This window comes from Methylosarcina fibrata AML-C10, from assembly GCF_000372865.1.
GTDB classification, from domain to species: Bacteria; Pseudomonadota; Gammaproteobacteria; order Methylococcales; family Methylomonadaceae; genus Methylosarcina; species Methylosarcina fibrata.
Map to the genome: position 1 here is coordinate 1,862,581 of NZ_KB889965.1, position 13,062 is coordinate 1,875,642.

Genomic DNA, 13,062 nt, shown 5'->3' on the forward strand with positions numbered 1-13,062 from the left:
TAATGCTAATTTTACGTATTTCATAGATTTATTAAGAACATGCATAAAATGGTGATGAATTTATTATTTGGCGTCTGGATGTTTATGCGCATGGCCGTCTGAAGAGGATGGCCGAGAATGACTTGCATGATTTTTCGACTTAGACGGCGCCTTGACTTTGCCAGCCGATTTGTCGATTGTCTGCCCAGATACTTTGATCGACGGGGTTTCGGCGGTGCTAGGCGCATGTGTCGCGCCATGACCGTCATGTGCGTTATGGTCTGTAGCGGCGAAGCTGTGCGCGGAAAAGACGACAGCGGCGAGGGGGATCAGTTTTTTCATAGATTTTTTCTTTAGAGTTATTTAGTGGATTTAGTATTTGGCAAAAACGCTAGTGTTGCCGTCAAAGTGGACGAACAGGGTTTCGTAGGAGTTAGGCGGTCTACTCGCGGACACCCGGCAGAAGCTGTGAAATAAAGCCCGTCATGAATAAAAAGTCTCCGTCAATTGCCTCCCAAGGCATAGAGTTCAGGATTCTTGCGCTATCACGCCACGTTCGGCTGGCTGCCGATCCGCCCGTTCCATACAAAAGCAAGAAGGACAACGATAGTGCTGTTGGATATAAACCTCGATCATCCGCGCGACCAGCTCGAATGGATCGGGAGAGTAGACCAAACGGGCGCCGCTGTCCTTATCGATGCTTTTGACCAAATCGGGGATCCGTTCGGTGATGCCGCCGCTGCCTTGAAGTACGCCAATGAGTTTGCCCTCGTCGTAGGCGATGGCGAATTCGCCAAGGGTGCCCGAACGTCCGCCAATGATGACGACCATGTCGCTGGAGCGGATATTGGTCACTTCGCGTCCCATCAAGCCGCTGCCTGTATAGACGATGACATCGTAGGCGTCGGCCGGAGAGCGGTATTGGAGCAAGTGTTCATCCAGGCTCAGGGCCGGCGAAATGCCGACGGAGGTGCCGCCGTGTTGCTGGGCTCCCCGTGCGCACTCGTAGGGTAGACCAGGGCAGGCGCCGGTGATTAAGATAAACCCTCGTTCAGCGATGGCTTTTCCGAGGCTGAACGCTTTCTCACTCACTTCCAATAGCGTCGCGTCGCTTGCCGAACCCATGACGCCAACGGTTAGTCGCATGGCCGGAACCTTGTCCGCGAAAAGTTGGGGCTGAGCCACGAATCGATCCCGACAGCCCGGCGAACAGAAATAGTACAGCTTGCCGCCATATTCCACGGTGGCTCCTGCCTCGCGCGGAGTAAACTTCATCATACAAACGGAGTCTTGAACCATCTTGATCTCCTATTTCAGAAATACTGCCAATGCTGCATGGGTTTTCCCATAATATACTCCCTAGTGATTACCGGCTTCTTCAGACCTTCAGGATACGGAGATGGGGTTTCAGAACTGATTTCATGACGGTTTCCTAGTTGATTTGAATGTAGTCAGTTTAAACGGTTGTTCCTTACGGGAGGCTGACCGAGACATTACATTTCCGTAATTTTCCGGGGCCTAGTCAGTGCTTATACGCCGTGCTTGTGGGCATGCGGTTTCGTGGCGTGAGTGTGTGCGGCGCCGGACTTGCTTTCCATTTCGGCTCCGTGCTCCTCCAGACCGCCATGGGCATGCCCATCGCTTGCTTCGACCAGCCGGCGATACTCTTCCGGTGAAAGATCCGGCATGATCTTGAGGAAAGCCGTCAGATCCCATATCGCCTCATCTTCCATGCCGCCTTTCGACCAGGCCGGCATGCCGGACGCCTTGACACCGTGTTTGATGATCCAGAACCGGCGGGCATCCGTCCGGTCGGAATCGTCGGCATTTGCAGGTTTGGAGAGATTCGGCGGGAGCGGATAGAGGCCTTTTCGTATTTCGGAATCTTCGATGCCGGGTGAGAGGTGGCAGTTCGCGCACATGGCGTCGTAGTTACCGGCGCCCCGGCGAATCCGTCCGGCATCGGACAAGTCGTCCGGTGGAACGATGGCGGCGGCCCGGCGTACAATAGACTGTTCCCGCGCCCACTCAATGAGGCGGTAGACGGCGGGGCTGTGGGGTGTATCGGCCGCCATATCGATCGCTCCGGCCTGGAGCAGGCCAATCACCGCTAGGGCGCCGAGGCTAAGGACACCTAATATGCTCAGCATAATTGTTTTCATGGAAAGTTCTCGCAGATTGTCTGAACGTGTATTCTACGGTCCCCAGTTAACAGGAAACTGACGCGTAGATTACTTTTATGTAATCTTCGAGACTGGAATCCTGCTGCCAGTATAGAATGAGGGCATTCCGGGACAAATTACGCGTGAGAGTTAAGATGAAAATCCTGATCGTGGAGGACGAACCTAAAATCGGGGATTATCTAAAGCAGGGTCTGAAGGAGGTCGGCTTCATCGTCGATTTAACGCGGGATGGGCAGGATGGCTTGCATTTGGCGCTAACAGAAGCTTACGACTTGGCAATTTTGGATGTGATGCTGCCGGGTATCGACGGGTGGCAACTGCTGCAAGGTATCCGCAGAGCGGGAAAAGACATGCCGGTACTTTTTCTCACGGCTCGCGACAGTGTGGATGATCGGGTCAAGGGACTTGAACTCGAGGCGGACGATTACTTAGTGAAACCTTTTGCCTTTGCGGAGCTACTGGCCCGTGTCCGAACCCTTCTCAGGCGCGGGACGGTGGCCAAAGAGTCCGAGTTTCTGAGAGTCGCCGACCTTGAACTCGACCTGATGCGGCGCCGGGTAACCCGATCCGGTAAGAAGATCAATTTAGCATCCAAGGAATTCGCTTTATTGGAACTCCTTTTGCGGCGCCAAGGCGAGGTGCTTCCCCGTTCCCTGATCGCCTCCCAAATCTGGGACATGAACTTCGACAGCGATACCAACGTGATCGAGGTTGCTATCCGGCGCCTGAGAGCCAAAGTGGATGATGATTTTGAGCCAAAACTGATCCACACCGTCCGCGGTATGGGCTACGTGCTGGAGGCGGCTGAATGAGGTTGAGCGTAAGCAAATCCATCACCTTCAAGTTGACTTTGCTCTTCGCGTCGGCTTCGACGACGGTACTCCTGCTGTTGGGGGTGCTGATCGGCTCGCTCGTCGAACGGCATTTTGAAGATTTGGATATGGAATTGCTCGGCGGCAAACTGGAACTTCTCCGCCATTCCGTGGAAAAAGTTCGCTCCAGCCAGGAACTGAAGGCACTACCGACACAATTTCACGATTCCTTGATAGGACATCCCGGTTTGGCGGTAGTCGTCTTGACGCCGGATGGTCAGGCTCTGTATCCAACTGAGGATGCGAAGTTACCCAAAGAGTTACTTGCTGTTGCCAGACAGAAAAACCCTCGCCCGATACTCTGGGTCGATCCTGAGAATCATCGCTATCGCGGCATTGCCGCCGAACTGCCGACTAATCTCGAAGGTGCAGCTTCTGTGGTGGTGGGGGTATCCACCGACCTGTCGCACCACGAGCATTTCATGCACTCGTTTCGGACGGCGTTATGGACGGCCATGGGTCTGGCGGCCCTAATTACCGGCTTTTTGGGGTGGATAGCCGCGCGCCAGGGATTGGCACCCCTTCGGGACATCAGTCGTAGTGCCGCTAGGATTACAGCAAACCATCTCCACCAACGGTTGTCGGCCGACTCCATTCCCGTCGAACTGGCTGAGGTAGCGCTAACCCTGAATGAGATGTTGGCTCGTCTCGAACAATCCTTCCGCCGGCTGACCGATTTTTCCTCGGATATTGCCCACGAGCTACGCACGCCGGTCAGCAATTTGCTGACACAAACTCAGGTTACTCTGTCCAAGACCCGGTCACTCGACGAATACCGGGACATACTGGCTTCCAACGTGGAAGAGTTCGAGCGTTTGTCGCGAATGATTGCCGACATGTTGTTCTTGGCCAAATCGGACAACAATCTCTTAGTTCCCCATCGCGAGAAGGTCGATTTGGTGGCGGAGGTGAAGAGCCTCTCCGACTTTTATGAGGCGTTGGTCGAGGAAAAGGATGTCAGGATGATCTGTTCCGGAAGAGGAGTCGTTTTCGGCGACAGATTGATGCTGCGCAGGGCCGTCAGCAATCTGCTCTCCAATGCAGTGCGTCACACGTCAGAAGGAGGAAAAATAGAGGTTCGTGTTGATAATTCCCGCGGCTCGACCGTCGTTATGTCGGTAAAAAACACGGGGGAAACCATTGCCCCTGAGCATTTGTCAAGGCTGTTCGACCGTTTCTACCGGGTGCATGGCTCACGGGAGCGTTTTGGTGAAGGCGCAGGACTCGGTTTGGCGATCACACGTTCTATTGCGCAAGCGCATGGCGGTGAGGCTTTAGTTCATTCGGAGGACGGCTCCACAACGTTTGAGATTCGGCTTCCGGTTAATGCGGATCTATAGAACTGCTTCCGTCCGCATCGGTATCCCTGAGTGGTGAAACAAAGTCAATATTGTCGGGAGGGCAGTTCGTGGCCGTCCTCTCTATTCTCTGTCCTCAACTGCGCTTACTTAGCTTATTCAGGAATGCTGTTTAATAATGCGTCAACTGCGACTGAAATAGCTTTATCGCCACTTCCGTCATTTACTAATACTCCAAATATCCCACCATCTCCGACCAGACAAATAACTGTGTCCCGCCATAGGAGTAAATCCTTCTCCTTGTCATATAAAAAGCCTGATGCTTCCACCTTGTCGGTGTTGCCATCCACATTTAGATCAATAAGGGCTAAGACCATTATCCAGCGTGCTTCTGGCGGGCCGAGGCGTTTTATCAAGGCAGGGTCAGCGGCCCGTAGATTATCGCCCCTCAATGCAGCGGTCTCGCGCGAAGTACCACTCAGGACTACAGCGTATCCTTTCCTCTTGAGGATCGTTGCCGCCTCTCCACGCAATTGATCTTCGAGATTTGCCTCGACATTCTTATCAATTCGCGCATCAACAGCTGGCAATAGCGTAATCTGACCTATGAATTCAGGCTTAAATTCGGAAGCCCGATAGAATGCTGGCTGGGTAACCGCACATCCCTCCAGCAATAAAAGTACGCCGACTAAAGTGATTATGATCAATTTATGCCAATGGATAGTCATGATTCCCTCCTCTATGCTTGGGTCACGCGGGTTTTGCAATTTTTTGCATTATTTGGTGGTTGTCCCCAAACTTACAAAGTGCCTCACAGTGCTGCTGAAGTTCTGAAAATAAAATGTATTTGATTGGGGTTTTGATTTGCCTAATCGAAGGGCGTGAGAGTTGTAAAACTACATCCTTTTCTCTACTGTCAGGTACAACTAAATAAAAAGTTTCATTGCCGGTAGCAATGGAATAAGAAAGATCGGTCAGTCGTAAAATTCCCGAATAAATACTGGTGCTTTTTTCAACTTCAAAGGCACAAATCACATTATTTGTCCCTTTCTCAAACCATAACACATCTATCAATCTTATAGTACTGGCAGTTTCCTTATCACAATTGATAGCCGGATATTTATCGGGACTCATAAACGAAAAACTAACTCCCGCATATGACCTTGAACGGTCATTTGAAGCCACAAAAGCATCGTAACCTAATCTTTGACCGATTTTCAACAGATGAAACTGCATTTCGTAATGAAGGTTTTCTTCCTGTTTTTCATCTTGAATTTCTTTTTGGCGTTTTTCAATGTTTCTCTCTAATTTATTCCGCTCATGTTCACTTAAATATTCATCATCGCCGATGAGCATCTTTTGTGTACCAATTTCGAAACACAATCCCGCAATCGCCCCTAGATCATTAGAAAGTAAAGCTTTATGTTTGTTGTTGGTTTCAATTAATATTTCTCTGATTTTTAGGTATTCCGTCCACGAGCCTAATTTCTTTTTATCATTAAATAAAGCATTGAAGCCATTGAGGATAGCCGTATTGAAAGGCGGAAATAAAGTTGGGTGCAAAAAATATAAAATACTTCCCACGGCAGGACCCAAGCCTTTAATTTTTAACGCATCTAACCGCACTATTTCCTTAATAATTTGCTCTTCCGATTTAGCATTGAGGCAGTTTTCTAAAAATTGACCAAAGGCAGTTTTATTAATTTGATTTTCATAGATGTCGGGTATACGTAACTTAGGTTTCCAATAAAACGGGTGCGATACCCCGACAAATACTTGTTTTTGTTCGGCAATGCAGTCCAAAACAAATTCTAAAGAACTCCCCTTGAAATCGTTTGGAAAAGCTTTATTTTTAATATCGTCGACAACCTGTAAAACCCCTCTGCGAATGGTACGAAAGGCTTTTAGCCGTTGGTCATTATCAATAAACCAAGTATTGTAAACGCTCTGCGTATCGGTTTTATATTGTGTAATAATTTGTAAGAGGTTATTCATCTTTTATTATTTTACAGAAGCTGCGCACTGAAATTATAAGTCTAAATGCGTCATGCTCGGCCAAAAAAGAGCCAGGTTAAACAGGCTTCTTTGCCTTTACGCCCTTGGGCAGACGGTTTGTTTTTTGCTGTCATTGGTAATTTTCAGCTTCATTACTCTAATATAGAGCGCTATGTTTTTTGGCAGCGGCTCCGTTGGGGGCGGCCAAAAAATAGTAACCAATGAGGTGCTGCAGCATCATCTCCATTCGATGTTCCTCAAGGCTGCTCATCTCTTCATGAAGACGGTGTGCAATCCTTGCAAAAACCCCCACCAGTTGCGGGTCGAAGTGGCTGCCGCTGTCCCGTTCGAGCGCAGCGATGGCGTCCGGCACCGGCCACGGTTTCTTGTATGGGCGATGGGAAGTCAGAGCATCGAATACATCCACGATGGCAAATATCCTGGCATTCAGTGGAATTGCTTTGCCCTTAAGCCCTTGCGGGTAGCCGCTGCCGTCGTATTTTTCATGATGAAATTCGACGACGTCCCTGGCGCCGCCGAGCCAGCTCGATTTACTCAGAATATCGACGCCCAGCAATACGTGAGTTTTCATGACTTCGAACTCTTCCTGCGTCAATTTGCCCGGTTTGAGCAGAATCGGATCGCGGATACCGATTTTGCCGATATCGTGTAGAAAGGCGCCGGCGATTAGATGACGCATGTTTTCCGGCGCGAGCCCGATGGCCTCGCCCAGCCGCAAGGCGTAGTAAGTTACGCGATAATTGTGACTATTGGTGTCGGAATCGCGCTCAGCAATTGCATAACCGAGCGCATTCATCAGCTCCAGATTACCTTTCAACAGCGTATTGGATAGGCTGATAAGCCACCGGTTGAGATTAAGCATGATGGGATACATCAGTAAAGTCGTCAGGGAAATGCCGAGTGTCACGAAGGCCAGCGTGCGAAAAATCTCCTGTTCAATACCGACCAACGTTTCCCGGTCTACCTGGTAGATACCCTCGAAGTAGCCAATTTTCGTATTTTTGGCGTCCTTCAGAGGAACCACGATGACCAGCAACCATTCGCCGTTAACGAAGTGCAGTTGATGGGAAAACTCCTGTTCATTAGGAAACCTATGCCGATATTGGTCAATTGTCTGTTCGGACAACTCTTTTCCACTCCGGACGGCTTCAAGTTTAAGTTGCTGGCCTCTGTCGTACAACTCGACAACAAGGAAGTGTTGCTCGACCAACTGACGAGCCAGCTTAGTCAAATGCTCAAAGGCGCTCCGATCGATGCTGTCTAAATTATGGGCGGCTTCTCCGCTGAAGCTGGCTGACTCCTTGAGAGCCAACTGATAAACCCATGCTTCGACCCTATAGATTTCCAGGGTCAACACGATACCGCTCACCACCAGGCTCAACATTAACCACCCCCAAAACAACCGGATCAGGATTTTTCGATGAATGAGCATGCTGGCAAGAAGTGCGTTTCGGGGGTCCGCGCTGGCCTGTTTCATTGGGGGTTTCGATCGTGTCTTCATGGAGTTCGCCTTCAGTATCTGCCGAACTTGTTTTTCCGGCTCCGAACCTGGCTGTTACACTGGTACGATTTGCACGAAAAAGGCGATACTCTCTGGCCGGCGTAATGGGGTGCAGCGCAGGCGTTTAATGCGGGGATGACCACCAGCAGAAGGGTAACGGCAGAAACGAGCTTTACGATACCAATGGAGCGGATGCAGTTAAGGATGACTTTAAACATGGTTCTAAATACTAATTTTACTGAAGGGTTCGGGCAATCTTTCTCAAAATGGAATGATCTTCGCCAAAGATACAAAGGGCTTTACAGTGTTCGCACAGATCACTGAACGGAATGAAGGCGATGGGAACGTCGGCAAGATTTTCACGAAAAGCAGGACGGGGCAATTGCGCCATCACTTCTTTCTCACGGCGATCCGGCGCCACCAGATAAAAATCTCATAGGCGGTGGGGAATCGATCTCGCCAAATCCTCTAACCGGAGAATGCCGGAATAGATGGAAGTACTTTTCTCGACTTCGAATGCGCTGACGATTTCCCCTGTTTCCGGTTTCAGCCAGATCAGATCGATCAGGCTCACCGTTTCCATCACTTCTCGCGACCAGTCCCTGGCAGGCAATTCAGGCACGGTGAGCAAGGCAAAGGCTTCACCATCGCAGGCACGATGACGGTCATTGCGTGCCACGTGCACCGCTAAGTTGAGTGCGCGGCCAATCGTAATCAGCAGATGTTGAATTCGCGTATGCTCGGATTCTTCGCGCTGCTCCTCTACTATCGCTGCATGTCGAGACTTGGCGGTTTTCTCGGCTTTTGCCTTTTCCGTAGCGAGGACGGCTTGCGCGTTGCCGGGCATCAGTAGCCGCCCCGAGCCGATTTCATACAGCAAGCCCGCAAACACACCGAGATCTTTTGATAGATGATTCCGTACCTGATCGTTCGTCTGAGTGACGATCTCGCGCATTGCCAGATAACCCTCCCAGGAGCCGAGTTTCTTGTTGTCCGTGAACAGTGCATTGAAGCCATTGACCATGGAGGTATTAAAAGGCGGCTCATTTCGGTTAATACCCAATCCGACTGCGTAGTATTGAGACGGGTGTTGAGAAAAGCGCCAAACGTGCGTTTATTGATCTCGTTTTCGTAGATGTCCGGGATGCGGAGCTTGGGTTTCCAGTAGAACGGATGGGCCGCCCCTTCAAAAACCTGCTTCTGTTCGGTGATCGCGGTCAGCACCACCTCCAAGGATGAGCCTTTGAAATCATTGCCGATACTCCCGTCAACGATGCTGACCACCACATCGCGCACACCGCGCCGTATCGCGCGGAAGGCTTTCATGCGCTCTTCCTCATTTACAAACCAGGTGTTGAACACGGATTCCGGATCGGCCTTATAGCGATCGATCAATCCGATTAATGCTGAAATCTCCATTGAGATAGTCGAACCTCTTACTATTTCTCGTTATAAGCGTTTTGCTTCCACAGGACGGAATACGGCGGAGTAAGCAAAGCTTGGACCGATACTCCGCTGGAATACAAAACCCGAGATCTTGGCCATCTCGCGTAGAGCCGAAAGCGATATGAAATCCGGATCGATGAGCAGTTCGCTGATGACGAGCCGGCCGCCGGGCTTCAGGACTCGCCGGAGTTCAGCAAGTGCTGCAGCCGTCTCCGGGATTTCCCCCAGCACCCCAACCATATATGCCGCGTCGAAGAATCGGTCGGCATAAGGAAGCTGCTGAGCATCTCCTTGTTTCGGCACAATGTTGCCGATATTGCGTTTCGCGGCATGCAGTACCAAGTCGTCAAGCATTGCTTGTTGCACATCGAGAACATCGAGCACGCCGTCCGGAAGCAATGCAGCCGCTATCGGAAGCGCATGAATACCAATCCCCGGTCCGATCTCCAGGATGCGTTCTCCGCTACGGGGTTGAAGAACTTCCTTAAACCGCTTCGGCGAATGTGGGCCTCTGGGGAAAAATAGCACCCAACGCATGGAATAAGGCATAGGAATGGGACACTTGCGGCTCCAAATCCGGCCCGCTGTGTCGGCGCCGAGGGCGAACAGGACAAACGCCAAAGCCCACAGTAACTCGCCTCTGAACGCCACGATCAGGGCCAGAATCCAGGCCAAGTGCCCCCCGAAAAATGTCCAAATTCTCAAGGCTACCCAAGATTCCGGTCGCATTTGCTATCGAATCTCCCCTTTTTATTCGTTGTCACGCGCTGCGCTCGTCTTTATACGCATTTGACCTGAATCTGAATTCTTGCAGGGATTTTGAGCTTTATAATGCCCAAAATCCCTGCAGAAAGTATGTGGCGCCAGACACCTTTGCGAAAAGCCTGTAACCGGCAATCCCCATAATGCATGAGCACGGCTAGGGACTGGTCGATGTTGTATGACGCTGCATCGCCTAAGCCCATAGCGGTCACTTGACTTGATCCAACATATAGTTCAATGCGGCTTTAATGTCTTCCTCGGACAAAGAGGAATTACCGCCTTTGGGCGGCATTGTGCCTTTGCCGTTTACGACAGCGGCCATCAGGGCGTCCTGGCCTTGTTTGAGACGCGGCTCCCATGCTTGTTTGTCACCCATTTTGGGCGGCATAGCGTCATGGCAGACAGCACAGTTGTTGCTATATACTTCCTGACCATCGGCTGCGTGAGACTGTGTCGCAAATAAAAAAACAGCTAAGACGGCGCTGGTGGTAAGCATGAATTTCATAGTTTTCTCCTGTCATTGAAAGATTGGAATTGCTTGAAAAATTTATTTTTTATTCGGTAGCGTGTTTCCCGATATTGCTGCCGAATAGCGAAACAAACATGGGTGCTATTCTGAACCCGAAGCGAACCCGTCGCGCATTGAACGCGTAGCATGCTTCCCGGGATGAGCAGGGCCATTTCGACTAGCAAAACCCCCTCGGCTATTTCCACTTCATCAACGACCTTGCGTTGATCTTCTGATCCAGTTGCCTTCATTTCCAATGAAGAAAATGAAAATCGCTAGCAGCATAATATCAGGCGTTCTAAAGGGTAGAATATTCCCTTTTTGCTTGTTGATCTCGTTTCCCCTTTTTCTATCCTCCTATGCTTAGTTTGGATCGACAGGTGCAGTGCCCTGTTTTTTTAACCACATTTCCCATAGTGAAATAAGGATCTGTGCAGCCAGCGCCAGACCCATTAAGCCTCCCCCAATAATGACAATATAGGCAAAAAAGGGTTGATACTTTGTGATCCACCAGGATCCGATATCTATCCAGATCGCGACGTAAGGTATCACAAGGATGGGCAATTTCAAGGCTGAGGTGATTTCGCTCAGCGAAAATATCATTCCAGTCAGAAGGAAAATGATGCTGATACCGAACAAATGAACATGAGATACACGTGCAAGCTGATCTAGGCTTGGTCCCATGTCAATGCGTGTCACTTCGCGGACTTCTTCATAGGTGGCTAAGGACGGAACGGAAGGATTCGACTTTGCGTTGTGGCAAATAACGCAGCTTTTATCCAACAGCGGTTTTACCTTTTCTCGATAACCTTCAACTGACGCCCCCGTGTTTATCCAATGAAACACCTCCTCTTTTTCCGAAGAGGTGATCTTATTCGACATTATCCCTCGCAGAGCAGATTCAAGGCGGGAATTGCTTGGCACGCCGTGATATTTCATGGTAATTCCTTCGACTAACCCCATCCCCATCCTTTTGTGTGGATCTACGTCCACAAGAAACAAATAGAACAGCGCCGCCAAATATCCTATTCCTATCGTCAGTAAAAAAACGCTAAACAATAGGCGCAGGGACGCCGGCAGGATCTTTAAAGAAAAACGTGATTTCACAAGCGCTTGCATGGATGCCTCCATCTATCGTAGCTAGAAGCTTTTGGCTTCAAAACAAGAGCCAGGCCAGCAAAAAAATGCTGTTATTGTCGGACGCATTTCTGCCGAACCCGTCATAGTTGTGGCTGGCTCCATTGAATTGTCCATAGGCTGTATACCGTGCCGCCAGTTTCACATTTGACAAAGGCAGATAATTTAGTTCTGCAATCAAGCCATTGCTGTTTGGCTTGCCGTTGGCGCTGCCTGTAACCGGCTCTCCGGTGTTGTATTTGAGAGCATTGCTATTGCCCCAGGTGGAAAAAAACTGGATGCCGCCGCCAAAAAGGCGTTGATAGTAATAATGGGCATCAATCCTGAAAGTTTGCAGAACATCCGATTTATTAGACGTGAAGCCTTGGGCAAAACTTGCATTCCAGTCTTGCGCTTCCCTGATCCAGGTCGCAGCGGTGCTAACAATATGCTCTCCGCCGATATACTGGTATTGGGCATCGAGGGCAACGTCCGTAAAACGATCTGCAGGCCCTCCCGTATTATCGGGGTCCGGAAAAACGTCAGCCACCATGCCGTAGGTTCCCGCCGCCAAGCTATGAGATCCCCATTCGTGTTGTAAGGCAACACGCCAATAGGGTGCAAAGTCATTTACTACGTTTTCTGTTGGGACGCCAGCACCCAACGGACGTAGCAACCCTCGTCTGGCGCTACGATAAAAGGCCACTTCCCCATAGACCAGATTATCCCATAAGGTATAGACACCCAAGCCTCCTACTTGGCTAGCCAGTGTTGTGTCGATCTGTGTTCGCGCGGCCGGTGACAGTGCAGCCGTTTCGGCATGGGGAAAACTCCATTGCGGTGTGCTGTTATAGATATCCGACAGCGTCGGATTATTGTTGAGCGTAAGACCATAAACCATCTCCTGGTTATCAGCAAAAGAAAGGCTATCGGCATAGCGGGCGTCAAACATCTCCACCACGACCTTGTCCTCTATGCCGTCATAAGAGGCTTGGATTAAAGCCCCCGATTTCTTGGTTATTTTCCCTCCATAATATAAACCTACCGCCTGCGGGATGACTTCATCGTTATGGGGAAAATTCTCTGGATCTGTATTTTTCGTTTTCTGGGTAGAAACCCAGGAAACCTGCAATAGGGCTGAAATAGGGAGCGAGGCAGGAAATTTGACATTGGGAGCTTTTTGACTGAAGCCGCGCAACTTGAACTGCCGCCCGAACGGCGTCAGTTCCGGGAAGACCGTATGGCAGGAGGAGCACTGCATACCTGTCTGGCGTCCCATGCTGGGGACGGCGTAGATGTTGGCTGAAGCCAATAATCCGAGAAATACTGTAATTCCTATCCGAAACCTTGCCATATTCATTCACCTCTATTGATATGATCT

14 protein-coding genes are annotated in these 13,062 nt (G+C 50.1%); 2 read left to right on the forward strand and 12 right to left on the reverse strand.

Annotated features, from left to right (window positions below; genetic code table 11):
* Positions 1-63 precede the first annotated feature (63 nt).
* From A3OW_RS27760 to A3OW_RS0108790, 3 genes are all read right to left on the reverse strand, one after another.
* Entirely contained in the window at positions 64-321 is a 258-nt protein-coding gene (locus A3OW_RS27760; RefSeq protein ID WP_157385849.1) for a hypothetical protein, read from the reverse strand.
* Positions 322-507: 186 nt separating this feature from the next.
* The gene (locus A3OW_RS24510) at positions 508-1,278 is read right to left on the reverse strand and encodes an SLOG cluster 4 domain-containing protein (RefSeq protein WP_051091797.1); all 771 of its coding nucleotides are present in this window, start codon (positions 1,276-1,278) and stop codon (positions 508-510) included.
* Between the two features lie 230 nt (positions 1,279-1,508).
* Entirely contained in the window at positions 1,509-2,129 is a 621-nt protein-coding gene (locus A3OW_RS0108790; protein WP_198291304.1) for a c-type cytochrome, read from the reverse strand.
* Between the two features lie 167 nt (positions 2,130-2,296).
* Between A3OW_RS0108790 and A3OW_RS0108795 the strand changes: the two genes are divergently transcribed.
* Together A3OW_RS0108795 and A3OW_RS0108800 are read left to right on the forward strand one after the other, a co-directional pair.
* Positions 2,297-2,974: a heavy metal response regulator transcription factor gene (locus tag A3OW_RS0108795; RefSeq protein WP_026223439.1), complete on the forward strand. Its 678-nt coding sequence runs from the start codon at positions 2,297-2,299 to the stop codon at positions 2,972-2,974.
* Positions 2,971-4,374, forward strand: a complete 1,404-nt coding sequence (locus tag A3OW_RS0108800; protein WP_020563067.1) for a heavy metal sensor histidine kinase — start codon at positions 2,971-2,973, stop codon at positions 4,372-4,374. The genes A3OW_RS0108795 and A3OW_RS0108800 overlap by 4 nt, the downstream gene beginning before the upstream one ends.
* 113 nt (positions 4,375-4,487) lie before the next feature.
* Here the strand turns inward: A3OW_RS0108800 and A3OW_RS0108805 are convergent, their stop codons facing one another.
* From A3OW_RS0108805 to A3OW_RS0108850, 9 genes are all read right to left on the reverse strand, one after another.
* On the reverse strand, positions 4,488-5,060 hold the full coding sequence (locus A3OW_RS0108805; RefSeq protein WP_020563068.1) for a hypothetical protein: 573 nt from the start codon (positions 5,058-5,060) through the stop codon (positions 4,488-4,490).
* Positions 5,061-5,082: 22 nt separating this feature from the next.
* Positions 5,083-6,327 (reverse strand): hypothetical protein, encoded by a 1,245-nt coding sequence (locus tag A3OW_RS0108810; RefSeq protein WP_020563069.1) that lies wholly within the window; start codon positions 6,325-6,327, stop codon positions 5,083-5,085.
* A gap of 157 nt (positions 6,328-6,484) precedes the next feature.
* Positions 6,485-7,849 carry an HD-GYP domain-containing protein gene (locus A3OW_RS0108815; RefSeq protein WP_157385850.1) on the reverse strand — a complete coding sequence of 455 codons (1,365 nt, stop codon included), beginning with the start codon at positions 7,847-7,849 and terminating at the stop codon, positions 6,485-6,487.
* A gap of 433 nt (positions 7,850-8,282) precedes the next feature.
* Positions 8,283-8,696, reverse strand: a complete 414-nt coding sequence (locus A3OW_RS28550) for a hypothetical protein (protein ID WP_232422350.1) — start codon at positions 8,694-8,696, stop codon at positions 8,283-8,285.
* Positions 8,696-9,268 carry a hypothetical protein gene (locus A3OW_RS28555; protein ID WP_232422351.1) on the reverse strand — a complete coding sequence of 191 codons (573 nt, stop codon included), beginning with the start codon at positions 9,266-9,268 and terminating at the stop codon, positions 8,696-8,698. The genes A3OW_RS28550 and A3OW_RS28555 overlap by 1 nt, the downstream gene beginning before the upstream one ends.
* A 30-nt stretch (positions 9,269-9,298) precedes the next feature.
* A complete protein-coding gene (locus A3OW_RS24520; RefSeq protein WP_157385851.1) occupies positions 9,299-9,970 on the reverse strand; it encodes a class I SAM-dependent methyltransferase in 672 nt (223 codons plus the stop codon).
* Positions 9,971-10,265: 295 nt separating this feature from the next.
* Positions 10,266-10,562 carry a c-type cytochrome gene (locus tag A3OW_RS0108835; RefSeq protein ID WP_020563075.1) on the reverse strand — a complete coding sequence of 99 codons (297 nt, stop codon included), beginning with the start codon at positions 10,560-10,562 and terminating at the stop codon, positions 10,266-10,268.
* 366 nt (positions 10,563-10,928) lie between these two features.
* The gene (locus tag A3OW_RS0108845) at positions 10,929-11,684 is read right to left on the reverse strand and encodes a hypothetical protein (RefSeq protein ID WP_020563077.1); all 756 of its coding nucleotides are present in this window, start codon (positions 11,682-11,684) and stop codon (positions 10,929-10,931) included.
* 37 nt (positions 11,685-11,721) lie between these two features.
* The gene (locus tag A3OW_RS0108850; RefSeq protein ID WP_157385852.1) at positions 11,722-13,035 is read right to left on the reverse strand and encodes a hypothetical protein; all 1,314 of its coding nucleotides are present in this window, start codon (positions 13,033-13,035) and stop codon (positions 11,722-11,724) included.
* Positions 13,036-13,062: the final 27 nt, after the last annotated feature.